Here is a 24,678-nt window from a genome sequence, read left to right as displayed (position 1 = left end):
GGTTCCTACCGGATGCCGGAAGGAGGGAAAGAAGAACGGGCAACGCACAAACCTTGCGCAATCGCGTTGCACACATCGTCAGTGCGCGCCAGCACCGCATTATTCCAGAAGCGCAGCAGCTGGAAGCCCTCGCGCTGCAGGAAGGCGTCGCGTACTGCATCGGAGCAGGCGTTCAGGTGCTGGCTGCCATCAAGTTCGATGATCAATGCGCAGTCCAGGCAGGCGAAATCGGCGATGTACGGCCCGACCGGACACTGCCTGCGAAACTTGAAGCCCAGCAAGCGCCGATCACGCAGGCGGTACCAAAGCGCGCGCTCGGCGTTGGTCATCTCGCGTCGCAAGATTTTCGCAAATCGAATTTTTTCGCCAGCGCGCATTGGATGCATCGGGTTTTTGTCAGATCACAGCGTGTTATGGAACTGCTGGTGCCAGCTATCGGTTGCGATCGATTTGGGGTGTAGGGGAAAGCTGCCCTCACCCCTACCCCTCTCCCGCAAGCGGGAGAGGGGAAATCCAAGGCACGAAGCTAAAGCAGTCCGCTTCTGCTGCAACTGCTGCTGCAACTGCTCCTGCTCCAGCACCTGCTCCTGCTCCTGCTCCTGCTCCAGCACCTGCACCTGCTCCTGCTCCTGCTCCTGCTCCTGCTCCTGCTCCTGCTCCTGCTCCTGCTCCTGCTACTGCTCCCGCTCCCGCTCCCGCTCCCACCATCTATCAGCCACGCAACTGCCTGCGTCACTCCCTTCTCCCGCATGCGGGAGAAGGTGCCCGAAGGGCGGATGAGGGAAGCACTACCGAACCATAAAAAAAGGCCACCCGAAGGTGGCCTCTCTCAACTCGCAGGCTTGCGCGCAGCGAGTACTTACTTCACCAGCGCAGCAATCGCCGCACCCAGATCGCCCGGCGAACGGACGGTCTTGACGCCAGCGGCTTCCATCGCCGCGAACTTGCCTTCGGCAGTGCCCTTGCCGCCCGATGCGATCGCACCGGCGTGGCCCATGCGCTTGCCGGCCGGAGCCGACGCACCGGCGATGAAGCCGACCACCGGCTTCTTCACGAACTGCTTGATGTACTCGGCACCGGCTTCTTCGGCGTCGCCGCCGATCTCGCCGACCATGATGATGCCTTCGGTCTGCGGGTCTTCGTTGAACAGCTTGAGGCAGTCAACGAAGTTCAGGCCGTTGATCGGGTCGCCGCCGATACCGATACAGGTGCTCTGGCCCAGGCCCACTTCGGTGGTCTGCTTGACCGCTTCATAGGTCAGGGTGCCCGAACGCGACACGATGCCGATCTTGCCCGGCTTGTGGATGTGGCCCGGCATGATGCCGATCTTGCACTCGCCCGGGGTGATCACGCCGGGGCAGTTCGGCCCGATCAGCACGGTGTCCGGATGCGAGCGGGTCAGCACGTTCTTGACGCGCAGCATGTCCAGCACCGGGATGCCTTCGGTGATGCAGACGATGACCTTGATGCCGGCCGCAGCCGCTTCCAGGATCGCGTCGGCCGCATACGGCGGCGGCACGTAGATCACCGACGCATCGGCGCCGGTGTTCTGCACGGCGTCGGCCACGGTGTTGAACACCGGCAGATCGATATGCGTGGTGCCGCCCTTGCCGGGGGTCACGCCGCCGACGACCTGGGTGCCGTACTCGATCATCTGAGTGGCGTGGAAGGTGCCCTGCTGGCCGGTGAAGCCCTGCACGATCACCTTGGTGTTCTTGTTAATCAAAACGGACATGGATAGTTCCTTCGGTGTCGTGAATCAGGCGGCGTTCTTGACAGCTTCAACGACCTTCTTGGCACCGTCGTTGATGTTGTCGGCCGGGATGATGGCCATGCCGCTGTCGCGCAGCAGCTGCTTGCCTTCTTCCACGTTGGTGCCTTCCAGGCGCACCACGACCGGAACCTTGACGCCCACTTCCTTGACCGCAGCGATGATGCCTTCGGCAATCATGTCGCAGCGGACGATGCCGCCGAAGATGTTGACGAAGATGCCTTCGACCTTGGCCGAGGACAGGATCAGCTTGAACGCCTCGATGACGCGTTGCTTGTTCGCACCGCCGCCCACGTCCAGGAAATTCGCCGGCTCGCCGCCATTGAGCTTGATGACGTCCATGGTGGCCATGGCCAGACCTGCGCCATTAACCATGCAACCGATGTTGCCGTCCATGGTGACGTAGTTGATGTCCAGCTCCGAAGCGGTCACTTCGGTCTCGTCTTCCTGCGTCTTGTCGCGCATGGCGATCAGCTGCTTCTGACGGAATGCAGCGTTGTCGTCGCTGTCGAACTTGCCGTCCAGCGCGTACAGGTTGCCGTCGTCCAGGATCGCCAGCGGGTTGATTTCAACCAGCGCCAGGTCCTTTTCGTTGAACAGGCGGTACAGGTTCACCATGATGCTGGCGAACTGGCCGGCCTGCTTGGCGTTGAGGCCGAGCTTGAAGCCGAAATCGCGACCGTGGTAGCCCTGCACACCTTCGACGAAATCGACGTTGAGCGAGTGGATCAGCTCCGGCGTTTCGGCAGCGACCTGCTCGATCTCCACGCCGCCTTCGGACGAGGCGATGTAGGTGATGGTCTTGGTGCCGCGGTCGACCAGGATCGACAGGTACAGCTCCTTGACGATCTCGCCGGCGGTGGTCACCAGCACCAGGTTGATCGGCAGCTCGACGCCGGCGGTCTGGTAGGTCGACATCTTGGTGCCGAGCATCTTGGCCGCTGCGGCCTTCACATCGTCGGTGGTCTTGCAGAACTTGACGCCGCCAGCCTTGCCGCGGCCGCCCGCGTGGATCTGCGCTTTCACCATCCAGGGGCCCTTGCCCAGGGAATTGGCGACTTCAACCGCTTCGTCCGGGGTCGCCGCGACCTTGCCGGCCGGAACGGGGATGCCGTACTCGGCAAGCAGCTGTTTTGACTGGTATTCGTGGAAATTCATGCGTCACCGTGGGAAAAGGAAACGACCGCTGCGTGCAACGCAGACCGCCGGGGCGGCACGTCGAAAGACGCTAACGGGCCGCCTATTGTGGCCGACCACGCCGTGCGGCGCAAAATTCGCCTGCATTGCCCGTCTGGTCGCCGCGCTTGCGCGCCGCCCGACAATGTGCGCACGCGCTGTGCCCAGGACCGCACCTGCCTATACTCGCGGCTTGTTACGGCGGGGAATCGGCTTGACCTCCATTGCATCGCTCATCGCCCGGGTGCAGTCCGCGCCGCAGCGCGAGCTGTACTTCTTTTCGTTGTACCGGGTGCTGGTGGCCGGGCTGATCGCCGCATTGGTGTTCAGTCCCTTGTCCGACGCCATTCCCGAGCCGCGCTACCCGCGTCTGGCTGCCGGAGTGGCGATCGGCTACCTGTGCATGGCCATCCCGCTGCTGTTCTGGGGCCGCAGCGAACGCCGGCTGACCGCCACCGTGTTGTGCGCGGTGGTGGCCGACATCCTCGCTGCCACCCTGGCCACCCACGCCCTGCCCGGCGCCAGCGCCGGCATCGCGATGATGCTGCTATTCAATGTCGCCGCCGCCTCGATTCTGCTACGGCTGCGCTATGGCATGAGCGTGGCGGTGCTCGCCAGCATCGCCATCGTGCTCGAATATCTATGGACGCTGCTCGAAGGCGGCGCCACCCGCCCGCTGGCCGAGCTGGCGATGTTTGCCACCAGCTACGTGGCGGTGGCCTACATCTGCCAGCAGATCGCCGCGCGCGCGCGCAGCAACCAGGTGCTGGCCGAAGAACGCGGCGCGCAGGTCGCCAATCTGTACGAGATCAACGAGCTGATCATCCGGCGCATGCGCACCGGCGTGCTGGTGGTCGACACGCATAACCGCATCACCCTGGCCAACGAAGCGGCACTGGCACTGCTTGGCGATGGCGACCAACGCAATGCGCCGGCGGATCTGTCGCTGGCCGCGCTCACCCCGGAACTGGCGCGCAGGCTGCAGCGCTGGCGCAGCGGCTGGCGACAGGAAGAAGCGCCGCTGCAACTCGGTGCCGACCGTCCGGAAGTGCAGCCGCGCTTCGTGCGCCTGCTCGCCGACAGCGACCTGGTGCTGGTGTTTCTGGACGATGCCACGGTGGTCTCGCGCCGCGCCGAATCGCTGACCTTGTCGGCGATGGGGCGGTTTTCGGCCAGCCTGGCCCACGAGATCCGCAACCCGCTGGCCGCGATCAGCTACGCCTCGCAATTGCTGGAAGAATCCCCCGACATCGGCGATGCCGACCGCCGCCTGCTGCAGATCATCCATCAGCAGTGCCAGCGCACCAACGGCATCGTCGAAAGCGTGCTCGGACTGGCCCGTCGCGAACGCGCCAGCCCGGAAAACCTGGATCTGGCCGCGTTCGTGCGTCGCTTCGTGGTCGAATATCGGCAGACCCTGTCGATGGAAACCGACATCCTGGAGGCCAGCATCCAGGGCAGCTCGGTACATGCCCTGGTCGACCCCAAGCACCTGTATCAAATTCTCACCGCCCTGGTCCATAACGCGCTCAAGTACGGCCGCGTCATGGACGAACCGGCTCGGGTAAAACTGCGCGTGGAGCGGCAGGAGCGCATGGCGGTGATCGATGTCGTCGATCGTGGCCCCGGCATCCCGGAGACGGTGGCCGCGCAACTGTTCCGCCCGTTCTACACCACCTCCGAACACGGCACCGGGCTCGGCCTGTACATCGCCCAGGAGCTGTGCCGCGCCAACCAGGCGCAACTGGACTATGTCCCGGTTCCCGGCGGTGGGGCGTGTTTCCGGATTGCCTTGCAGGGGCCTAATAGCTTGCAAGGTAAGAGCAACTAACAGAAGGACTGTGCACCCGCCACGCGGGCGCGGCAGATGCGCGAAGTCGGCATGTACAACTACTCGTACGCACCGTTTCCTCCGCGCCTTCTGCGCCCACCTGACGTGCTCGCTATGTTTTGTGAGCCGCTCTAAGGGAGTTTGCCGATTCGGGCGTTTCGCGATTGCGTGTGTGGGCAGCGTTGGTTCGCCGCTGCTGTATTGCGCGTGGGCATGCGTCCGATGTGCGGCGACGTCCACACTGCATCTGGTCTATGGGCGATGCTTTCGAGAACAGCATGCCGATGATCAAACGCTTGAAAACGGCTGAAAAAGCAGCTGCCACTCGAACAAAGGGTCGCGTGTGAATCAGATCGCATGTGCACGGGAAGCGCGCCCAGACCTTGATGGCCGTCCGACACCTCTGGCCCGCGTCCCTCCCGATCCGTTGAGCAACCTTGCCGCGCCATCGTTGCAGGTAATTGTCGATTGTCATCACGCTGGGCTATCGTGCGCACCATGAGCGAACCCAAAAGTGCCCTGGTTGTCGATGACGAGCGTGATATCCGCGAGTTGCTTGTTCTCACCCTGGGCCGCATGGGCCTGCGCATCAGCACCGCCGCCAATCTGGCCGAGGCGCGCGAGCTGCTGGCCAGCAATCCCTACGACCTGTGCCTGACCGACATGCGGCTGCCCGACGGCAACGGCATCGAACTGGTCACCGAAATCGCAAAGCACTATCCGCAAACGCCGGTCGCCATGATCACCGCGTTCGGCAGCATGGATCTGGCAGTGGAGGCCTTGAAGGCCGGCGCCTTCGACTTCGTCAGCAAGCCGGTGGACATCAGTGTGCTGCGCGGCCTGGTCAAGCACGCGCTGGAACTGAACAACCGCGACCGCCCTGCACCGCCCCCGCCGCCGCCCGAACAGGCCAGCCGCCTGCTTGGCGATTCGACCGCGATGGAGAGCCTGCGCGCCACCATCGGCAAGGTCGCGCGTAGCCAGGCGCCGGTGTATATCGTCGGCGAATCCGGCGTGGGCAAGGAGCTGGTCGCACGCACCATCCACGAACAAGGCGCCCGCGCCGCCGGCCCCTTCGTTCCGGTGAACTGCGGCGCCATTCCCGCCGAACTGATGGAAAGCGAGTTCTTCGGCCACAAGAAGGGCAGCTTCACCGGCGCGCATGCCGACAAACCCGGCCTGTTCCAGGCCGCGCACGGCGGCACGCTATTCCTGGACGAAGTGGCCGAGCTGCCGCTGCAGATGCAGGTCAAGTTGCTGCGCGCGATCCAGGAAAAATCGGTGCGCCCGGTCGGCGCCTCCGGCGAAACGCTGGTGGACGTGCGCATCCTCTCGGCCACACACAAGGACCTCGGCGACCTGGTCTCCGACGGCCGCTTCCGCCATGACCTGTATTACCGCATCAACGTGATCGAACTGCGTGTGCCGCCGCTGCGCGAGCGCAGCGGCGACCTGCCGCAACTGGCCGCCGCCATCATTGCGCGCCTGGCGCGCAGCCACGGCCGGCCAATTCCGCTACTGACCCAGTCGGCCCTGGACGCGCTGGACACGTACGGTTTTCCGGGCAACGTGCGCGAGCTGGAAAACATCCTTGAGCGCGCCCTGGCCCTGGCCGAAGACGACCAGATCAGTGCCACCGACCTGCGCCTACCCGCTCACGGCGGCCACCGTCTGGCCGCGACGCCGGGCAGCGCAGCGGTCGAACCGCGCGAAGCCGTGGTCGATATCGACCCCGCCTCCTCCGCGCTGCCCTCCTACATCGAGCAACTCGAGCGCGCCGCGATCCAGAAGGCACTGGAAGAAAACCGCTGGAACAAGACCAAGACTGCCGCGCAGCTGGGCATCACGTTTCGTGCGTTGCGCTATAAGCTGAAGAAGTTGGGGATGGAGTAGCTGAAAGGCCGGGATTGGGATTCGGCAGCGGGATTCGTAAAAGCGGGCAGCCGGCTTCGATCATGCTTGCCGGCTAGGTAGCGGTGACTGAAGCGTCGCAAGCCCTGCATTCGAGCCTGATCGCTGCTAGTGATGGCTACGACAGAAAGCCTGGAATGTGTAGGCCCCATGCTGTTCCAGTTACCCAACCTGATTTTCGGTCCTTGGCCATAAGGTTGATCTCGGCCTGGGTCGTTACACAATGCGCGGGCTTACTCACTGCCGGCAAGCACAAGCACCGGTACCAATCTAGGGCTCGCATCTAGCCCCCCCATTGAGCGGTTAGCGGTAGCCGGTGGCGTGCAGCGCTTGGCGCTTCTGCGAATTCCTAATGCTGACTTCCGAATTCCCGCTCAATCAGTCCTGGGTCACCAGACTAAAATCAACCAGGCTGGTCACATAACGCGAAGCCTTCAATGCCAGCTGACTCAGGCAGAAGAAGCAGATCTGGAGCTATCCGCGACGATCGGGGCTCTTGCGAACCCCTAATCACGACTCCCGAATCCCCGCTAACTCAATCCTTCGTCACCCGATTGATCTCGGCCAGGCTGGTCACGCCATGCGAAGCCTTCATCAACGCCGACTGGCGCAGATCGCGGATGCCGATCTTCTGCGCGGCCTCGGCAATCTGCATCGCATTGCCGCCTTCCAGCACGATCGCGCCGATCTCGTCGGTCATCGGCATGACCTGATAGATACCGGTACGACCCTTGTACCCCTCGGTACACTCATCGCAGCCCACCGCCTCATAGAGCTCGATGTTCGCGATCTGCTCGGGCGTAAAGCCTTCCGCCAGCAGCGCATGCTCCGGCAGCGTCGACTTGCGCTTGCAGTTGTTGCACAGCCGCCGCGCCAAACGCTGCGCGATCACCAGCGTGACCGACGAAGTGATGTTGTACGGCGCAATGCCCATGTTCATCAGACGCGCGATGGTCTGCGGCGCATCGTTGGTATGCAGCGTCGACAGCACCATATGGCCGGTCTGCGCCGCCTTGATCGCGATCTCGGCCGTTTCCAGGTCGCGAATTTCGCCGACCATGATGATGTCCGGATCCTGGCGCAGGAACGAGCGCAGCGCCGCCGCAAACGTCATGCCGCGCTTGACGTTCTGCTGTACCTGATTCACGCCGGGCAAGCGGATTTCGACCGGATCCTCGGCCGTGGAAATATTGCGTGTCTCGTCGTTGAGAATGCCTAGCGCCGTATACAACGACACCGTCTTGCCCGAACCGGTCGGCCCGGTCACCAGCACCATGCCGTATGGCTTGTGGATCGCATCCAGGAACAGCTTCTGCTGGTCCGCCTCGTAGCCCAGCTTCTCGATACCCAGCTTGGCTGCACTGGCGTCCAAAATACGCAGCACCACCTTCTCGCCGAACAGGGTCGGCAAAGTGCTCACGCGGAAGTCGATCTGCTTGGTCTTGGACAGGTTGAGCTTGATGCGCCCGTCCTGCGGCACCCGCTTCTCGGCAATGTCCAGCTGCGACATCACCTTCAGGCGCGCCGCGATGCGCTGACTCAACTTCACCGGCGCCTTGGCCACGTTCTTCAGCAAGCCGTCGATGCGCAAACGCACCCGATAGTCGTCTTCATAAGGCTCGAAATGGATGTCGGACGCTCCCCGCCTGATCGCATCCACCAGCATTTTGTTGACGAACTTCACCACCGGCGTATCGTCCCCCTTGGCATCGACCCCGGAATCCCCGCCAGCGCCCATGTCTTCGTCACCGGCGGATACGTCGAGATCCCCCATCTCCTCGTCATCATCACCGAGCGAAGAACCAAAGGAAGCGTTTCCAGCCTGCCACTGCTCCAGAGTCCGACGGATCTGATCCTCATCGACCAAAATCGGCTCGACCACCAAATTCGTGTGGAACTTGATGTCATCCAGCGCGCGAGTCTGGGTCGGGTTGCTTACCCCCACGAACAACCGATTGCCGCGCTTGAACAGCGGCAGTACCTGATGTTTCTGCAGCAACTCTTCACTGACCAATTTGACTGCGTTCTGGCTAGCGTCGAACACAGACACATCCATCAAAGGCATGCCGAACTCCACGGCATTTGCGGCCGCCAGCTGCGCAGCCGATACGAGCTTCTTTTCGGCAAACCACTGAGGAAGCGGAACCTTGGCCGCAGCAGCTTGGTCCATAGCGCCGCGAGCGGTGGATTCGTCAAGCGCACCATCTTGAACCAAGCGACGGGCCAAGCCGGTAATACCGATAAGGTTGGCAGTGGTAACGGCGTTCATGCGTTTCCTCTATTGAACCCGACGCTCCGCCGAAGGCGGACGCCATGTGGTAATTCGAACCAGGATACTAACCGTAGGACGCCCGTACGCGTATCGTTCTAGCATGACAACCAACGCATTCAGAATGACTGGGCACGGTGCCAGTGCCAAGCACTCTCGATAATTCCGAACATATCCTGCCAGCTACGCTCCCAACCAAGCACCTCACGCGCCTTGGCACTGGAGGCCACCAGTCGCGCAGGGTCGCCGGGGCGTCTACCAACCAACTCGAACGGTACCGACCGACCAACCACCTTCTCAGCAGCCGCGACGATATCCATCACCGAGTAGCCCTGCTCACTGCCCAGGTTGAAATCGTGGGCACCCGGACTGGACTCAAGCAGAGAAACTGCCAGCGCATGGGCCCTGGCAATATCCTGCACGTGCACATAATCCCGAATACAGGTGCCGTCGACCGTGGGATAGTCTGCACCAAACACTTTCAGCGCTGGTGCTTGCCCAGCTGCCGCCCTGAGTGCGTTGGGAATCAAATGAGTCTCGAACGCATGCGCCTCACCAATGCCATGCTCGGCAAGGGCGCCGGCAGCATTGAAATAGCGAAGCACGACTGAAGACAGTCCATAGGCTGCCCACGCGTCGGCGAGGATACGCTCGACCATCAACTTACTAGCACCATAGGGTGTAATCGGGTGCATCGGCTGATGCTCATCGATCAGCGCCACCGGCGACTGTCCGAACACAGCCGCAGTGGAAGAAAACACCAATTTATCCACTCCCCGGCGACGCATTTGCGCCAATAGGTTCAATGTACCGATGACGTTGTTCTGGTAAGTGGGTAGCGGATCGCACACCGATGCAGCTACCAGCGAAGTCGCAGCAAAATGCATGACTACGTCGTAGCGGCGCATATTGAAGGCACGGGCTAGCGACGCCTCATCCAGCAGGTCGGCTTGGATAAGCTCACCCCACTTGACCGCTTGACGGTGTCCGGTCGACAGATTGTCCAATACAGTCACCGCATGACCCTGTTCGGCTAACCACTGTGCCATGTGACTGCCGATGTATCCCGCCCCTCCACAGACAAGGATGTTCCACATCTACTCGACTCCACGTCCGATCAAACATCATTACGATCCGGTGCTCCTTCACCCAAGCAACCCTTGGAAGGTCAAGAGCTTAGGGCTGGATAATGCTCAGGCCTTCGCCTCTTCGTGGTATTCATCATCCACGTTGATCGACCACAGGCGACTCTTATCCACATTGCCGGTCAGGATCTGCTCGGCTGCTTCCTTAGCCGTTAGCATCGAATGGTCTTGGTTGTTGTAGCGATGCATGCCATTGCGGCCCACTAGAAACAGATTGGGCACCGCATCCAGCGCCGTGCGTAACTGATCGAATTTTGCATAAGCATCGCCAAAATAGCCGGGGTAGGCCTTGGGAACACGAATCACCACCGCGTCCTGCGCAGCAGCTGAGGAAACCAGACCAATCTGCAGCATTTCGCGCTGTGCTAGCTCCTGCAAATCGGTATCACGCATTTTCCAAAGATCGTCGGTTTCGCGACAGAAGAACTCTAGTCCCATCCACACCATGGACGCGTCCTTGACCATGTACGGGCTCCAGTTGTTGAAGATTTGTACGCGCCCTACGTTCACGCCCGGCTCCTGGATGTATATCCAGTTGTCGCCCAATGCACGCGGCAACTCACGGGCTTGATACAGCAGTCCCACCGTAATGAAGTCTCGGTACTGCAGCTTGTCAGCGATTGCAACGATGTCCTCGCTCCAGCTCTGTCTCGATGCAGCGACCAAGTCACGTACAGGCATCGTCGATATAACGTGGCTGCAGTCAATAGTTACCGTCTCGCCCGCAGCATTCTGCACAGTCACAGTCCGCACTTGCCCCTTATCCAGGTCAAGGCCCACAGCCTTGTGTTTCATCAGTAGCGTACCGCCGCGCGTCTGGAACACCTGCGCCGCGGTCTCCCACATCTCACCGGGGCCGTGTTTAGGGTAAAGAAAATTCTCGATCAGCGAGGTCTGCGTCACTTTGCCGTTTAGGCCCAGCATGCCACGCAGTGCGTGGAGTACCGCCTTGGTGATCGACAGACTCTTGATGCGCTGCGCTCCCCATTCAGCACTGATCTGGTTGCAGGGAACTCCCCACACTTTCTCTGTGTATTCCTTGAAGAACTGGCCGTACAGGCGTCGACCGAAACGATTGATCAGGAAATCTTCCAGGCTAAGTTCCGGCTCAATCTTGCTGAGCTGCGCGCGCAGGTAGCTGAAACCGAACAACACGGACTTGCCAATCCCAAGATTACGAAAACTATCCAAGTTCAACTTCAACGGATACGAGAAAAAACGCCGATTGAAATAGATCCGTGACAGGCGATTACGAATCAGCATTGCGGCTGGTTCGGCTCCATTGGCCATGGCAACTCCGGCCGGCAGACCATCACGCGTCTGGCCCTGGTACCGTAGATTCAAAGGAACATCGCCTGCGTGTTCGATCGGCATCAAATTGGTCCACCACTGCATCACCCAATCCGACTTCGAGAAGAAACGGTGCCCACCAATATCGATGCGATTGCCATTGTGTTTGACCGTACGCGATATTCCACCGACGCAATCGTCTGCCTCCAATACCGTTACTTTCACTCCAGGCTGGCCAATCAATTCCAGCGCCGCCGTCAGCCCTGCCGGTCCGGCACCGATAATGACTACATGCTTACTCATGCAACTTACCCTTCCCCAATAACCCGCCCACGCGTGCGTGGCCGGAAAAGAATCAATTTGCGCAGTACAAAGTTCGAGGTGAATGAAAAACCTACCGCGACCAGCCTAGCAATGCCCCCCGGCATGCCAAGCAACTCGATACTCAACCACATTACTCCCTGCACTACTAGCAAGCCCAGGCATCCGATCAGCACAAAGGTTGTTATTTCGGCTAAGCGCGAATGAAAGCTGCGTGCGACGAACACCCAGCGCACGCTAATAATGTAGGCCACCAAGCTGCCAACCAAGAAGCCAGCGGTGGCAGCACCGTACCAGCCCCAGCCGCATCGGGCGAACCACCCAAAAACAAAAAGGTCAGCCAACAACGCAACAGCCGAAGCCAGAACATAACCGCCACCTTCGGCTGACCATCTACGCCCCGTGGCGATGGGCACAGCAACCTTCGCTGCAGGTTGCTTGCTCATGCCTTTCCGTCCTCGGACTTCACCCAGTCAGAGCACTTGTACAAGTACTCCGTGGCAATCACTTTGCCTGTGCGTGGGTGACGCACCTGCCAACTGCTGCGCACGTGCGTTTCCTGGTCGAACGGCAATACGAAGTAATCAGGCGGCACCAGATCACCATGGCGCGTACACATATATTCCAGACCAGGCTCGCTGATCTTGCAAGGCTCTGCGTCCACCTGCACGTTCGCCATCACCTCGCAAATCTCGGACTGCAGCGTCACCGGTTCTACTTGGGCGCTCAACTGCCTGCCCAGTAGCGCCGTCTGCCGGTTGAACATCTGCCCCGACAACTGCTGTGGGCTGTAGTAATTAGCACGCCGGAGTACCAGCCAGGCCGCACGCGGGGAGGCCTCGCTGGCAAACCAGAACACACTGGCATTACGCGGGATGTCTTCACTGAACACCGCAGTGCCATGGGCGGACTCTTGGACGCGGGTCCACGGGCTGCGCGAATCCCACGCGCTAAGCGCGCCCACCAAGGCAACTAAAGACAGCACACCCATCAACGCCTGCACCTTCGGCCCGCTGGTGCGGTAACCCCAGACGGCCAACGCGACCAGCCCGCCGCAGATCAGCGGGTAGGCGAAGATCATTACGTCCTGGCGAACCACTTCCGGATTGCGCCCAGTCATCTCGTACACCGCCCACATCTGCAGCTGGTAGCGCACGGTGGCCACGACCATCGCCACGCTCAATCCTGCCAGCAGCAGGTAGCGAATGGGGGAGCTCACCCGATCAGCCACATGCGGCCAGACCATATGCAGCGGGATCAGTCCCAGCACCGCCCATGGCAAAGTGCTGCGTGGCACGCTGGCACCGATCACGGCAATGGTGACCACCAGCAAGGGAGCAATCCAGTGGCGCCCCCCTCGCTGCCACTGATCCCAGACCAGGAACGGGATCGACGCCGCCGCCAACCAATGCACTATCCACAGCACGCGCCATAGCTGCAGACCGATGGGCAGGATCAGCCTCAAGACATCAGCCAGCAGGAAGCTCAGGCCCAGGCCAAGTACAGTGGCGAGCAGTACTGCCTTGGCAAGCCGGCCCAACATCGCGTTGGGACCACTCCACTGGGCCAGCAGGCTCAGCAAATAGACATCCGCCAGCACGATGCACCAGTCGCGCGGCGTCCAGGCGCCCAGAAACACCTGGTCGCCCACATCATCGATCATGCTGCGCCATTGCGTGTCCATCACCAGCAACAGGCCAGCCAGGGGCCCGACCTTCAATGCTGCCAGGACCAGCACAGGCACCACCAGCAGCAATGACCACAGCCAGCGGCGGTCGCCCAAAACGAGCCAACACCAAGCGACCAGCACAGCGACGATGGCCTGCAGGGGATGCAGCAACCCCGCAGCAGCGAACAAGGCAACTGCCCAAGCCATCCGTTCGCGCACCAGCGCCGCAATGGCCAGCAGGCATAGGGCTTCGGCAACAGGTCGCGCGGTCAGGAAAGGCTCGGCATACGAAAACATGCTGAATGCGCCATAGCCGGCGGGCATGACGATCAACGCCAACAGTGCGGGCCAGCGCCAGCGTGCCGGGAACAGCACATGCACGCTCCAGGCGCTGGCAGCATAGAAGAGCAAGCGACTGACGAAGGTCAGCACCAAGAAGGCCTTGCCCGGCTCTACGTGAGCTAGTAGCAGCGCCAGCAGCTGGGGGAACAGCGTGAAGCTGGCTTGGCTGCCCGCGACGAAGAACAGGTCACGGTTGAAGATGTCCGGCGAAATCAGGCGCAAAGCTTGCGCCAGGTAGAGCGTCGCGTCGTGGCGAATGCCGGTGTAGGGCCTTAGATAGACGATCAACGCCAGCGCAAAGCACCAGGGCGCGATCCTGCGCAGCGTCAACATGTGCAAGGTTCACATCCAAAAAAGAACCCCGCAAGAGCGGGGTTCTTGTGTAGCATCTAACGCGTCATTCTTGCGAGATTACTGGCAGGTAGCAGGACGGTACTTAGCCGGGATTGAGCCGCTGCACGTCCAGACGACCTGGCCATTTGCGCTCTTCGCACCAGTCAGGGTGATATTGCCCGTTGCTGTGCCGCCTAAAGCTTGCCCGGTCGCAGTAATCACGCCAGATGCATAGGTGACGCCAGAGACGTACTTGGAAGACTGGGTTTCAATAGAAACGGTCGCCGGCATTGCGGTAGCGGTATCCGAAGCAGCAGCTTCGGCGACAGTGGTACGGGCCGACGAAGCCGCCAGCATGACTTCAGAGACACGCGCCTTGATCAGGTAGTCCTGGTAAGCCGGCAGAGCGATTGCAGCCAAGATGGCGATGATCGCGACAACGATCATCAATTCGATAAGTGTAAAGCCTTGCTGCTTCTTCATGAGTACATCCCCTAGAGGTTTATGGAACTGCCGAAATCTCCGGCCTGGACGCTCAGTGCGTTCAGGCAGGGCGTGTTGTGCGAATTGATACATGCAGGTTGTATGCCAACCATCAATGATCAGCTCGTTTCGCTCCCCGGAGCAGATGATGCCAGGCATTTCCGCAGATGGAAGCACACTTTTTTGCAACTGCGACGGCAAATACGATGTGACGCGTCAGGTCACATTCTGACCGCCATGTGGCCCCGAACAGGTCAATCGACTGGCGGCGACTCGCAGTGATGTCCTTCTCAATCAAACACGCTACCATCAACACAAATTCCGGCCTGGGGATGGCTGGATGGGGAGCTAAATATGTCAGTCGCGCGTAGCGCCATCAAGAAGCAACCGGTCGACCGGAACACCAGCCTGCTGCAGACCTTCATCTGGGAAGGGGCTGACAAACGTGGCGTGAAGATGAAGGGAGAGCAGACAGCCCGCAACGCCAATATGTTGCGAGCAGAGCTGCGCCGTCAGGGCATCGTGCCCAGCATGGTGAAGCAAAAGCCAAAGCCGCTGTTCGGAGCGGCAGGCAAGAAAATTACCGCAAAAGATATCGCGTTCTTCAGCCGTCAGATGGCGACGATGATGAAGTCAGGCGTGCCGATCGTGAGTTCGCTTGAGATCATCGGCGAGGGGCACAAGAACCCACGCATGAAGAAAATGGTGGGCCAAGTCCGGACTGACATTGAGGGCGGCTCGTCGCTCTATGAGTCAATCAGCAAGCATCCAGTTCAATTTGACGAGCTCTACCGCAACCTTGTCCGCGCGGGCGAAGGGGCCGGCGTATTGGAGACAGTCCTCGATACGGTCGCCACGTACAAAGAAAACATCGAAGCCCTCAAGGGAAAGATCAAAAAGGCAATGTTTTACCCTGCCATGGTGGTTGCCGTGGCAATCATTGTGAGTGCGATTTTGCTTATTTTCGTGGTCCCTCAGTTCGAAGAGGTATTCAAGAATTTCGGCGCTGAACTGCCGGCGTTCACTCAGCTCCTCGTCAATGCCTCGCGCTTCATGGTCAGCTATTGGTGGTTGATGCTGATAGTGACAGTTGGGTCCATCGTTGGCTTCATCTTTGCTTACAAGCGCTCTCCGCGGATGCAGCATAGACTTGATCGATTGATCCTCAAGGTTCCCGTGATCGGGCAGATCATGCACAACAGTGCGATTGCCCGTTTTGCGCGGACGACTGCTGTGACATTCAAGGCAGGTGTTCCGCTCGTGGAGGCGCTGGGCATCGTTGCGGGCGCAACCGGCAACAAGGTCTATGAAGAGGCAGTAATGCGGATGCGCGATGACGTATCAGTCGGCTATCCAGTCAACATGGCGATGAAACAGGTGAATCTGTTTCCGCACATGGTGGTGCAAATGACCGCAATCGGTGAGGAAGCCGGCGCCCTGGACACGATGCTGTTCAAAGTAGCCGACTACTTCGAACAAGAAGTCAACAACTCCGTGGACGCTCTTAGCAGCCTTCTCGAACCACTGATCATGGTGTTTATTGGCACGATCGTAGGCGGCATGGTCATCGGCATGTATCTTCCGATCTTCAAACTCGGCGCAGTGGTTGGATAAGACGTAATGGCATTTCTCGACCAGCATCCCGGTCTCGGCTTTCCTGCCGCGGCCGGACTGGGACTGCTGATCGGCAGCTTCCTGAACGTGGTGATCCTGCGCTTGCCCAAGCGCATGGAGTGGCAGTGGCGGCGCGATGCGCGCGAAATCCTGGAGCTACCGGAGCTATACGAGCCGCCACCGCCGGGGATCGTGGTGGAACCGTCCCATGATCCGGTCACCGGCGACAAGCTCAAGTGGTGGGAAAACATCCCGCTCGTCAGCTGGTTGATGCTGCGCGGCAAGTCGCGTTACAGCGGCAAGCCGATTTCCATTCAGTACCCGCTGGTCGAGTTGCTCACCTCCATCCTGTGCGTGGCCAGCGTTTGGCGCTTCGGCTTCGGCTGGCAGGGCTTCGGTGCGATCGTGCTGAGCTGCTTTTTGGTGGCGATGTCCGGCATCGACCTGCGCCACAAGCTGCTGCCGGACCAGCTGACCCTGCCGTTGATGTGGCTGGGGTTGGTCGGCTCGATGGATAACCTCTATATGCCGGCCAAGCCCGCCCTGCTGGGTGCGGCGGTCGGCTATGTGTCGCTGTGGACCGTGTGGTGGCTGTTCAAGCAGCTCACTGGCAAGGAAGGCATGGGCCACGGCGACTTCAAGCTGCTGGCTGCGCTCGGTGCCTGGTGCGGGTTGAAAGGCATCCTGCCGATCATCCTGATCTCCTCGCTGGTCGGCGCCATCCTGGGCTCGGCCTGGCTGGTGGCCAAGGGGCGCGACCGCGCCACGCCGATCCCGTTCGGCCCCTATCTGGCCATCGCCGGCTGGGTGGTGTTCTTCTGGGGCAATGATCTAGTGGACGGCTACCTGCACTTCGCAGGCCTGCGTTGACCGGAGCACGACGATGAGCGACTTCATCGTCGGCCTCACCGGTGGCATTGCCTCTGGCAAAAGCGCGCTGGCCGCCGAGTTCGAGAAGCTGGGCGTGGCGGTGATCGATGCGGATGTTGTTGCACGGCAGGTCGTTGCGCCTGGCCCGCTCCTCAATGCAATCGTCGACCGCTTTGGTCCAGGCGTTGTGCTGCCTAACGGTACGCTGGACCGGCTGGCCTTGCGCAACATCGTCTTCTCCGATCCAGCCCAACGCAAGGCGCTTGAGGCAATCACCCATCCCGCCATTCGTGCGGAGCTACAGCGCGCGGCACAGGCAGCGGACGGCGCTTATTCCATCGTTGCCATCCCTCTTTTGGCCGAAGCGGGCGGCCGGGCGGCCTATTCGTGGCTTGACCGCGTCCTCGTTGTCGATGCACCGGTCGAGCTGCAACACGCACGACTGATGCAACGCGACGGCAGCACGCCGGCATTGGCCGATCAAATGATTGCCGCGCAAGCGTCTCGCACCCAACGTCTGGCGATTGCCGATGATGTCGTATGCAATAGCGATCAGCTGGAGCAACTTGCGGCGGCAGCGGCCAGGCTGGATGCGGACTATCGGGCGCGATGCTCGAGGTCACCTTAGTCAGCTTGATCTCTGCCAGCTGCAGTAGGTCGTTACGCTGGGCATGGCAGTTACGCTCTGTCGAGTGCTGCAGCTAAAGCTGTCCGCGCACTGGCCGTGGCTGCCTTGGCGCTTCTGCTGGCTTATTCGCTATACAACTTCGCAGTACACGCCAGCTCAGCTCATCAACACCACGATAAGCGGCGATGGAGCGACTACATCGATACGGCGCGCCGCTGCGATCTTGACGGCCATCTGCAGATAACCAAATAAATCCGTCAACACGGAACAGAGCCACGACTAGCTTTGGCGTGCGGTTGCTTCGGAGCACTCGCGCCAGAGATCGCCGGCCACATGAGGTAAAGAACCCAACTCCGCCCAACACTGCAATTTATTAGCCTGCCAATTGCCGGTTTTCAGAGCATGTGGCTAAGAGCGGCCAACAAAACGTAGCGAGCGGTCGTACGTTGGGTGTGGACGGCGCGGCGGAACAAGAGTCCACGCGTGGGACATGCCGATTCCGAGCAACGGCCGTGCCCGTGTGGCGGCTGCGCAGTACTTTCGTTAGATGCCTTGAAGTAAATACAAGCTTGTAAATTACGGCGCGCGAGCGTGGTCCCACTGAAAAAAACTACATGTTCTGTCTAGCATTGATTGCTGGTGTAGGCATTACTGATGAGGCTCTGGGTAAAGCCCTCGCGCCCAGGTGAGCTCCTACACAAGATTTCACTTAACGGTATCGTTAGCGCGCTTTTAGCGGTGGACTTAGCGATGGAACGCCAGCGTTGCGATGACGCCGCGCTCCTGGCCTGGGCGCACGCTCACGCGCCAGCCGTACAGGTCGCATAGGCGGCTGACGATCGACAGGCCGATGCCGCCGCCTTGCGAGTGGCCGGCGTGAGTGCCGCGGTAGCCGCGCTGGAAGAGTTTGGCTGCGTCTTCTTCGCTCAAGCCAGGGCCGGAGTCGATGACTTCCACGCAGTCGCCGCGCACGCGCACGCGCACCTGGCCGTCCTGGGTGTACTTGACGGCATTGCCGATGAGGTTGCCCAGCGCCACCGACAAGGCGGATTCCGGTGCGTCGATGACCAGGTCGCGCTCGCCTTCCAGCAATAGCTCCAGCGGTTTGCCGCCGAGCTGGGCGCGATGCGAATCAATCAGTTGTTCGGCGACCTTGGCCACATTGCTGCTGCCCTGCCCGCGTTCGTTGCGCGAGAGCAGCAACAGCGAGCCGATCAGGTCGCTGCACTGCAGTTCGGCACGCTGGATGCGTTGCAGCCGCTGCAGCACCTTCTCATCCAGATTGGGCTTGGTCAGCAGTAGTTCGGTGGCACCGCGGATCACCGCCAGCGGAGTGCGTAGCTCATGGCTGACGTCGGCGTTGAATTCGCGGTCGCGCTGCACGACTTCGGTCAGGCGCGCCGAGTAGTCGTCCAATGCTTCGGCGAGCTGGCCGACCTCGTCGTCCGGGAAATGCGCTGCCAACGGTTTGGGCTCGCTGGTGCCGCCACGGTAGGCGCGCAGGCGGGCCGCCAGATCCGATACCGGGCGCATGACCTTGGACGCCGACCACCAGCCGATCACCAACGAAAACCCGCTGAAGACGAGCACCGACAACATCAAGGTGCGCTTGAGTTGAATCTCACCACGCAGCGTCTGTGTCATGTCGTAAGCGAGAAAGAACCACTCGCTGGGCGTCTTGCGCACCGCCAGTTTGTACGAGTACGCGTTGCCACTTTCGTCCACGCCAGAGATGGTGTGGATGCCATCCGGAAACTGGTACCACTCTGGCTGCTCAAAGCGCAGCGCTTCGAACTTGTCGCTTTTGACCACACGCCCGCGCATCTGCTGCACGGGCAGATCGGGATTGCGCAGCGGGTCGGAATAGAACCGCTGCGCAAAAGCGTCGATGTTGCGATTCATCACGTCTTCGACCAACTGGTTTTCCACGCGCGCGCGTGCCCAGTTGGTGGCGAAGGCGAACAGTGTTGTCAGGCAAAAGCCCAACAACACGAACGACAGAATGATGCGGCTGCGCAGGCGCCGCCGGTAGCGGCCACGCCTACGGGCGGGCCGCACGCTGCTGTTACTTTCAGGCATCAGGCGAAGCGATGCGATAACCGATGCCGTGACGGGTCTGGATCATCGGCACGTCGAACGGCTTGTCGACCACTGCACGCAGGCCATGGATATGCACGCGCAGCGAGTCGGAATCGGGCAGTTCTTCGCCCCAGACACGGGTTTCCAGCTCTTGCCGCGTCACCACCGCCGGGGAGGCTTCCATCAACGCCTGCAGGATCTTCAGCGCGGTCGGATTAAGCTGCAGCAGCTTGCCGCGGCGACGCACTTCCAGCGTGTCCAGGTTGTATTCCAGATCGCCGGTTTCCAACACGCGGGTATGCACACCCTTGCCGCGACGCGACAGCGCGTTGAGGCGCACTTCCACTTCCTGCAGCGCGAACGGCTTGATGAGGTAGTCGTCGGCACCGGAGTCGAAGCCGGCCAGCTTGTTGTCCAGCGAGTCGCGGGCGGTCAGCATCAGCACCGGCGTCTGCTTGCGCGCTTCGTTGCGCAGCTTGCGACACACCTCGATGCCGTCCATGCCGGGCAGGTTGAGGTCGAGCACGATGGCGTCGAACTCGTGCACCACTGCCAAATGCAGCCCGGTCACACCATCGGCTGCGAAGTCCACGGTGTGACCCCGGTCTTCAAGATAGTCGCCCAGATTGGCGGCGATATCGCTGTTGTCTTCAATTACTAGAATTCGCACTGGAACCTCGTTGTTTGGTCACGTACCCGGCTGCCTCTGGACAGTTTGCCGTTGCATCCGCGTCAATTCGTCTTTGTTGTTTTCTCGAAGCCGGCGCCGTTCGGCCGCCGTCATGCATTGCGTCGTAGAGAGATTCGAGCCCACTGCACGCACACGCTGACAGATCATCCGGCTCTCTTCGCCTGCCTTACTCAACAGTGCGTTGACTAAAGCCTGGTCATTGAACACCGCCATCTTTGACTCAGGCGTGAGTTCCGCCGGGGCGGGCCGGGACTGCAGTGCAGTCTCTATACGCTGCAAGGCCGAAAGCACCCTGCTGCGATCGTCGGTGCCAAGCTCCGAATACTTCTCGCCGCTCCTCAGATCCAGACGCACCTGTTCTGCCTGTTCGGCAAAGGGAGGCTGAGCCTCAACGTCTACAGCCTTCTTGCCCGCGGCAAATGCAGGCAGCGCTGCGCACATCAATATCAGTAGTAGTCCTTTCATGACTTTGCAGGCCGTTCCATCGATGGTAGGTAGCTGAATGTAGACGTGAACCTCAAAAGCGGCAAGCCATCCATAAAAAGGCCCAAGTGCGACACCGCACTTGGGCCAAAAGTTCATCCCGATCACCGTCACTGCCGAGAGCGGAGCTACGGTCGACAGAGGCTAGCGAGCAAAGGATTAGAGTTTCGTTAATTTTTCGCTAAAAACAGTTGATCTCCGATCAACGGGCCGATTCCTCGAGATGCTGGATGATGCTGGCGGCCACATCCACGCCGCAAACCCCTTCCACGCCCTCGAGTCCAGGGGTCGAATTGACCTCCAGGACCAGCGGCCCGCGCTTGGAGCGGATGAGGTCGACGCCGGCCACCGCCAGGCCCAGCGCGCGCGCCGAACGGACCGCCACCTGCTGCTCCTGCTCGGTGGCCTGGGCCACCGCAGCGGTGCCGCCAAGATGCAGGTTGGAACGGAAATCACCTTCGGCTGCCTGGCGCCGCATCGCCGCGACGACGCGGTCGCCGACCACGAAGCAACGCAGGTCTGCGCCTTCGGCTTCGCCAATGAATTCCTGCACGATGAAATTGGCATACAGCCCGCGCAGTGCCTCGACCACGCCGCGCGACGCGCTGGCCTTCTCGGTCAGGATCACCCCGGCGCCTTGCGCCCCCTCGTTCAACTTCACCACATGCGGTGGCGGACCGAGCATGGAGAGCAGGTCCTGGGTGTCGTCGGGGTTGTCGCCGAACACGGTGACCGGCATGTCGATGCCCTGCGCCGCCAGCAATTGATGCGCACGCAGTTTGTCGCGCGAACGCAGGATGGCGTCCGAGGGATTGGGCGTATAGGTGCCCATGAATTCGAGCTGGCGTAACACGGCGGTGGCATAGCGGGTGACCGAAGCGCCGATGCGTGGAATCACCGCATCGAAGCCGGTGATCGGCTTGCCCTTGTAGTGCAGGCTGAAGCCATCGGCGGCGATGCGCATGTAGCACCGCAGCGGATCGAGGATACGTACGGTGTGGCCACGCTTGCGTCCAGCTTCGATGAGCCGTCGGGTCGAATACAGCTTGCTGTTGCGCGAAAGAATCGCGATTTTCATCGCAGCAGGGACACGGCGCGGCCTGGACATGGTCGGAGTCTGATGACGAGGTGACCCAAGCCCGTACGTCTGCAGGCCGACCGCGCGGGCGGGCACGTTGTGCCCTGCTCGCAACGGTTGAACTGGTGTGCGACGGCCCCGAGGATGGAGACGCGATAGCGCCTCGGCACGTGCTGCAACCGCGCATGGGTGCGCAGCTGCAACCGGATCGATGCTAGCAGGGCGCACGCGCAGCGCTCAAGCAGTGGGAAGCCGCGCTGCATCCACCACTGCACATTGTCATGCTGACGCGGCATCGCAGTGCTCATCCATAATCGATAGGTGCCGCGTTCGCCACAAGCGAACGCCGCCGCTGAGCCAGATCACAGCGCGCTGCATGGTGCGAAGCCTCGGCGGCGCGCCATCACGCCATACCCGTGTCGCCGTAACGCGTTTTGCACAGCAACAACCGCAATGCTTGAGTCCCCTCAATGCCGGCATGCCGGCGCACCCGAGACTCTCCATGCGACGTCCAGCAAGCGCGGCCTATGCCAACCCCTCCCGCATCCGCCAGGGACGCCCGTTTCCCCGCGGCGCCGTCTTCGATGGCAAAGGCATCAATTTCGCGCTGTTTTCCGCGCATGCCACACGGGTGGAACTGTGCCTGTTCGACGAACAGGGCAACGAAACCCGCGTCGACCTTCCCGAATACACCAACGAAATCTGGCACGGCTATCTGCCCGATGCCAAGCCGGGCCAGCGCTATGGTTACCGTGTGCACGGCCCCTACGCGCCGACCGAAGGCCATCGCTTCAATCACAACAAGCTGTTGCTGGACCCGTATGCGCGTGAGCTCGAAGGCGATCTGATCTGGGCCGACGAACTGTATGGCTACACCGTCGGTCATCCGGATGGCGACCTGAGCTTCGACGAGCGCGACAGTGCGCCGTTCATGCCCAAGTGCGTGGTGGTCGAAGACACCTACGACTGGGGCGACGATGCGCGGCTGCTCAAGCCGTGGAACGAGACAGTCATCTACGAAACCCACGTGCGCGGCTACACCATGCGCAACCCGCAGGTGCCCGAGGCGGTGCGCGGCACCTTCGCAGGTCTCGCCCAGCCGCAGGTACTGCAGTACATCAAGGACCTGGGCATCACTGCCGTCGAACTATTGCCGGTGCATGCGTATCTGGATGATCAGCATCTGCTGGACAAGGGCCTGCGCAATTACTGGGGCTATAACACCGTCGGCTTTTTTGCGTTGAAGTCGCGCTACCTCTCCAGCGGCCACCGCGATGAGTTCCGCGACATGGTCAAGGCCATGCACAAGCAGGGTCTGGAAGTGATTTTGGACGTGGTCTACAACCACACCGCCGAAGGCAGCGAGCTGGGGCCGACTCTGTCGTTCAAGGGCATCGACAACGCCAGTTACTACCGGCTTGCCGAAGACAAGCGCTATTACATCAACGACACCGGCACCGGTAATACGCTGAATCTGAGCAATTCGCGGGTGATCCAGTTCGTCAACGATTCGCTGCGCTACTGGGCAGGCGAGATGCACGTGGACGGCTTCCGCTTTGACCTGGCCACGATTCTTGGCCGCGAGCCGAGCGGTTTCGACCAGCGTGGCGGCTTCCTGGATGCGTGCAATCAGGATCCGCTGCTATCGGAAGTCAAACTCATCGCCGAGCCGTGGGACTGCGGCCCGGGCGGCTATCAGGTGGGTCACTTCCCGCCGGGCTGGTCGGAATGGAACGACAAGTTCCGCGACAACGCGCGCGAGTTCTGGAAGGGCGAGGATGGCAAGCTTGCAGAGTTCGCAACCCGGTTCACCGGCTCTGCCGATCTGTTCGATCGCCGCGGCCGCCGTCCGTGGGCTTCGGTCAACTTCATCACTGCGCATGACGGTTTCACCCTGCGCGATCTGGTGAGCTACAACGAAAAGCACAACATCGACAATGGCGAAGACAACCGCGACGGTTCTTCCAACGATGGCTCCTGCAATTACGGCGAAGAAGGCGAGACCGACAACGCCGACATCCTGCAACTTCGCGAGCGGCAAATGAAGAATCTGCTTGCGACGCTGCTGCTGTCGCAAGGCACGCCGATGATGCTTAGCGGCGACGAACGTGCGCAGTCCCAGGGCGGCAACAACAACACCTATTGTCAGGACAACGAGATTACCTGGCTGGATTGGGAAAACGACCCGACCGATGGCCGGCTCACCGATTTCGTCAAGGCATTGACCGCGCTGCGCAAGCGCTACCCGATTCTGTCGCGCGGCCGTTTTCTCAATGGGCAATACAACGAAGAGGCTGGCCTGCGCGATCTCACCTGGCTCAATCCAGGCGGCACCGAAATGGAAGACGCGCATTGGACCGATGCGGGTGCGCGCTCGGTTGGCCTGCTGCTGGAAGGCAAGGCGCAGACCTCCGGGGTCAAGGAGCTGGCCAACGACGACACCTTGCTGATCGTCATCAACGCCTACCACGAGGGTGTGACCTTCACCCTGCCGGCCGCTGATGAACCGGTGCATTGGAAGCTGGTGCTGTCGACCGATGAAGCGCTGGAGGTAGACATGATGCCGGCTGGCGCCAGCGAATTCCTGGCCCCGCCGCGCAGCGTGTCGGTCTTCGAGTGCAAGAGCGATCAGTAACGATTGAGCAGTAATCAGGCTCGCTGTCCGCCGGCATGGCAGGCGGCGAGCTTTTGGGT

Annotated in this window: 20 protein-coding genes and 2 other RNA genes; 7 read left to right on the top strand and 15 right to left on the bottom strand. The window is 61.0% G+C overall.

The annotated features are described in order from the left end of the window. Positions 1-5: 5 nt before the first annotated feature. The 4 genes from ABQZ00_RS03380 to sucC all read right to left on the bottom strand — a co-directional run bounded on the left by ABQZ00_RS03380 (position 6) and on the right by sucC (position 2,929). Complete coding sequence (locus ABQZ00_RS03380; protein ID WP_055848904.1) at positions 6-377, bottom strand: endonuclease domain-containing protein; 372 nt, start codon at positions 375-377, stop codon at positions 6-8. Between the two features lie 24 nt (positions 378-401). Then, the gene (locus ABQZ00_RS03375; RefSeq protein WP_323537597.1) at positions 402-617 is read right to left on the bottom strand and encodes a hypothetical protein; all 216 of its coding nucleotides are present in this window, start codon (positions 615-617) and stop codon (positions 402-404) included. A gap of 242 nt (positions 618-859) precedes the next feature. Further along, on the bottom strand, positions 860-1,735 hold the full coding sequence (sucD, locus tag ABQZ00_RS03370; RefSeq protein WP_055848897.1) for a succinate--CoA ligase subunit alpha: 876 nt from the start codon (positions 1,733-1,735) through the stop codon (positions 860-862). A 24-nt stretch (positions 1,736-1,759) separates the two neighbouring features. Then, positions 1,760-2,929 carry an ADP-forming succinate--CoA ligase subunit beta gene (gene sucC / locus ABQZ00_RS03365; protein ID WP_055848894.1) on the bottom strand — a complete coding sequence of 390 codons (1,170 nt, stop codon included), beginning with the start codon at positions 2,927-2,929 and terminating at the stop codon, positions 1,760-1,762. A gap of 232 nt (positions 2,930-3,161) precedes the next feature. Between sucC and ABQZ00_RS03360 the strand changes: the two genes are divergently transcribed. The 3 genes from ABQZ00_RS03360 to ABQZ00_RS03350 all read left to right on the top strand — a co-directional run bounded on the left by ABQZ00_RS03360 (position 3,162) and on the right by ABQZ00_RS03350 (position 6,671). Beyond that, a complete protein-coding gene (locus ABQZ00_RS03360; protein WP_323537598.1) occupies positions 3,162-4,778 on the top strand; it encodes a sensor histidine kinase in 1,617 nt (538 codons plus the stop codon). 51 nt (positions 4,779-4,829) lie between these two features. Continuing rightward, a non-coding RNA gene (locus ABQZ00_RS03355) (sX9 sRNA) lies at positions 4,830-4,906 on the top strand. A 370-nt stretch (positions 4,907-5,276) separates the two neighbouring features. Beyond that, positions 5,277-6,671, top strand: a complete 1,395-nt coding sequence (locus ABQZ00_RS03350; RefSeq protein ID WP_055848888.1) for a sigma-54-dependent transcriptional regulator — start codon at positions 5,277-5,279, stop codon at positions 6,669-6,671. A gap of 553 nt (positions 6,672-7,224) precedes the next feature. On the opposite strand, the gene pilB is transcribed toward ABQZ00_RS03350, so the two are convergent. The 6 genes from pilB to ABQZ00_RS03320 form a co-directional block, all read right to left on the bottom strand. Then, positions 7,225-8,958, bottom strand: coding sequence for a type IV-A pilus assembly ATPase PilB (gene pilB, locus ABQZ00_RS03345; RefSeq protein WP_503064234.1), 1,734 nt, complete (start codon positions 8,956-8,958; stop codon positions 7,225-7,227). Positions 8,959-9,077: 119 nt separating this feature from the next. After that, positions 9,078-10,055, bottom strand: coding sequence for a UDP-glucose 4-epimerase GalE (gene galE / locus ABQZ00_RS03340; protein ID WP_323537599.1), 978 nt, complete (start codon positions 10,053-10,055; stop codon positions 9,078-9,080). A 96-nt stretch (positions 10,056-10,151) separates the two neighbouring features. Then, on the bottom strand, positions 10,152-11,696 hold the full coding sequence (locus ABQZ00_RS03335; RefSeq protein ID WP_323537600.1) for an NAD(P)/FAD-dependent oxidoreductase: 1,545 nt from the start codon (positions 11,694-11,696) through the stop codon (positions 10,152-10,154). A gap of 5 nt (positions 11,697-11,701) precedes the next feature. Further along, a complete protein-coding gene (locus ABQZ00_RS03330; protein ID WP_323537601.1) occupies positions 11,702-12,160 on the bottom strand; it encodes a GtrA family protein in 459 nt (152 codons plus the stop codon). Continuing rightward, on the bottom strand, positions 12,157-14,058 hold the full coding sequence (locus ABQZ00_RS03325; RefSeq protein WP_323537602.1) for a hypothetical protein: 1,902 nt from the start codon (positions 14,056-14,058) through the stop codon (positions 12,157-12,159). The genes ABQZ00_RS03330 and ABQZ00_RS03325 overlap by 4 nt, the downstream gene beginning before the upstream one ends. A gap of 78 nt (positions 14,059-14,136) precedes the next feature. After that, positions 14,137-14,541: a pilin gene (locus tag ABQZ00_RS03320; protein ID WP_323537603.1), complete on the bottom strand. Its 405-nt coding sequence runs from the start codon at positions 14,539-14,541 to the stop codon at positions 14,137-14,139. Positions 14,542-14,895: 354 nt separating this feature from the next. Here ABQZ00_RS03320 and ABQZ00_RS03315 point away from each other — a divergent pair, with 354 nt between their 5' ends. From ABQZ00_RS03315 to coaE, 3 genes are read left to right on the top strand one after another with little or no spacing between them, the layout of a single operon-like run. After that, positions 14,896-16,155, top strand: coding sequence for a type II secretion system F family protein (locus ABQZ00_RS03315; protein WP_323537604.1), 1,260 nt, complete (start codon positions 14,896-14,898; stop codon positions 16,153-16,155). A 6-nt stretch (positions 16,156-16,161) separates the two neighbouring features. Then, on the top strand, positions 16,162-17,025 hold the full coding sequence (locus ABQZ00_RS03310; protein ID WP_115513691.1) for a prepilin peptidase: 864 nt from the start codon (positions 16,162-16,164) through the stop codon (positions 17,023-17,025). Between the two features lie 13 nt (positions 17,026-17,038). Next, positions 17,039-17,653, top strand: a complete 615-nt coding sequence (gene coaE, locus ABQZ00_RS03305; RefSeq protein ID WP_115559111.1) for a dephospho-CoA kinase — start codon at positions 17,039-17,041, stop codon at positions 17,651-17,653. Between the two features lie 416 nt (positions 17,654-18,069). Here the strand turns inward: coaE and ABQZ00_RS03300 are convergent. The 5 genes from ABQZ00_RS03300 to rimK form a co-directional block, all read right to left on the bottom strand. Continuing rightward, a non-coding RNA gene (locus ABQZ00_RS03300) (sX9 sRNA) lies at positions 18,070-18,145 on the bottom strand. A 252-nt stretch (positions 18,146-18,397) separates the two neighbouring features. Beyond that, the gene (locus tag ABQZ00_RS03295; RefSeq protein WP_161963932.1) at positions 18,398-19,732 is read right to left on the bottom strand and encodes a sensor histidine kinase; all 1,335 of its coding nucleotides are present in this window, start codon (positions 19,730-19,732) and stop codon (positions 18,398-18,400) included. Further along, complete coding sequence (locus ABQZ00_RS03290) at positions 19,725-20,402, bottom strand: response regulator transcription factor (RefSeq protein ID WP_003490678.1); 678 nt, start codon at positions 20,400-20,402, stop codon at positions 19,725-19,727. Before ABQZ00_RS03290 ends, ABQZ00_RS03295 begins: the two co-directional genes overlap by 8 nt. Before the next feature lie 18 nt (positions 20,403-20,420). Further along, a complete protein-coding gene (locus ABQZ00_RS03285; RefSeq protein ID WP_323537605.1) occupies positions 20,421-21,005 on the bottom strand; it encodes a hypothetical protein in 585 nt (194 codons plus the stop codon). 103 nt (positions 21,006-21,108) lie between these two features. Next, positions 21,109-21,984, bottom strand: a complete 876-nt coding sequence (gene rimK / locus ABQZ00_RS03280) for a 30S ribosomal protein S6--L-glutamate ligase (RefSeq protein WP_055848862.1) — start codon at positions 21,982-21,984, stop codon at positions 21,109-21,111. Between the two features lie 502 nt (positions 21,985-22,486). Here rimK and glgX point away from each other — a divergent pair. Then, on the top strand, positions 22,487-24,619 hold the full coding sequence (gene glgX / locus ABQZ00_RS03275; protein ID WP_115528742.1) for a glycogen debranching protein GlgX: 2,133 nt from the start codon (positions 22,487-22,489) through the stop codon (positions 24,617-24,619). Positions 24,620-24,678: the final 59 nt, after the last annotated feature.

It is taken from the genome of Xanthomonas sp. WHRI 10204 (assembly GCF_040202875.1).
Taxonomy (GTDB): domain Bacteria; phylum Pseudomonadota; class Gammaproteobacteria; order Xanthomonadales; family Xanthomonadaceae; genus Xanthomonas.
The sequence above is the reverse complement of the archived record's forward strand: the minus strand, read 5'-3'. Positions and strand labels throughout refer to the sequence as shown.

What these genes read in the sequence shown, in the direction of transcription:
- ABQZ00_RS03310 (WP_115513691.1), top strand. Translation starts at nt 16,162, where the DNA reads ATGGCATTTCTCGACCAGCATCCCGGTCTCGGCTTTCCTGCCGCGGCC.
- sucC (WP_055848894.1), bottom strand. Translation starts at nt 2,929, where the DNA reads ATGAATTTCCACGAATACCAGTCAAAACAGCTGCTTGCCGAGTACGGC.
- galE (WP_323537599.1), bottom strand. Translation starts at nt 10,055, where the DNA reads ATGTGGAACATCCTTGTCTGTGGAGGGGCGGGATACATCGGCAGTCAC.
- sucD (WP_055848897.1), bottom strand. Translation starts at nt 1,735, where the DNA reads ATGTCCGTTTTGATTAACAAGAACACCAAGGTGATCGTGCAGGGCTTC.
- glgX (WP_115528742.1), top strand. Translation starts at nt 22,487, where the DNA reads ATGCGACGTCCAGCAAGCGCGGCCTATGCCAACCCCTCCCGCATCCGC.
- ABQZ00_RS03335 (WP_323537600.1), bottom strand. Translation starts at nt 11,696, where the DNA reads ATGAGTAAGCATGTAGTCATTATCGGTGCCGGACCGGCAGGGCTGACG.
- ABQZ00_RS03380 (WP_055848904.1), bottom strand. Translation starts at nt 377, where the DNA reads ATGCGCGCTGGCGAAAAAATTCGATTTGCGAAAATCTTGCGACGCGAG.
- ABQZ00_RS03295 (WP_161963932.1), bottom strand. Translation starts at nt 19,732, where the DNA reads ATGCCTGAAAGTAACAGCAGCGTGCGGCCCGCCCGTAGGCGTGGCCGC.
- coaE (WP_115559111.1), top strand. Translation starts at nt 17,039, where the DNA reads ATGAGCGACTTCATCGTCGGCCTCACCGGTGGCATTGCCTCTGGCAAA.
- ABQZ00_RS03325 (WP_323537602.1), bottom strand. Translation starts at nt 14,058, where the DNA reads ATGTTGACGCTGCGCAGGATCGCGCCCTGGTGCTTTGCGCTGGCGTTG.
- pilB (WP_503064234.1), bottom strand. Translation starts at nt 8,958, where the DNA reads ATGAACGCCGTTACCACTGCCAACCTTATCGGTATTACCGGCTTGGCC.
- ABQZ00_RS03315 (WP_323537604.1), top strand. Translation starts at nt 14,896, where the DNA reads ATGTCAGTCGCGCGTAGCGCCATCAAGAAGCAACCGGTCGACCGGAAC.
- ABQZ00_RS03320 (WP_323537603.1), bottom strand. Translation starts at nt 14,541, where the DNA reads ATGAAGAAGCAGCAAGGCTTTACACTTATCGAATTGATGATCGTTGTC.
- ABQZ00_RS03350 (WP_055848888.1), top strand. Translation starts at nt 5,277, where the DNA reads ATGAGCGAACCCAAAAGTGCCCTGGTTGTCGATGACGAGCGTGATATC.
- rimK (WP_055848862.1), bottom strand. Translation starts at nt 21,984, where the DNA reads ATGAAAATCGCGATTCTTTCGCGCAACAGCAAGCTGTATTCGACCCGA.
- ABQZ00_RS03330 (WP_323537601.1), bottom strand. Translation starts at nt 12,160, where the DNA reads ATGAGCAAGCAACCTGCAGCGAAGGTTGCTGTGCCCATCGCCACGGGG.
- ABQZ00_RS03285 (WP_323537605.1), bottom strand. Translation starts at nt 21,005, where the DNA reads ATGAACTTTTGGCCCAAGTGCGGTGTCGCACTTGGGCCTTTTTATGGA.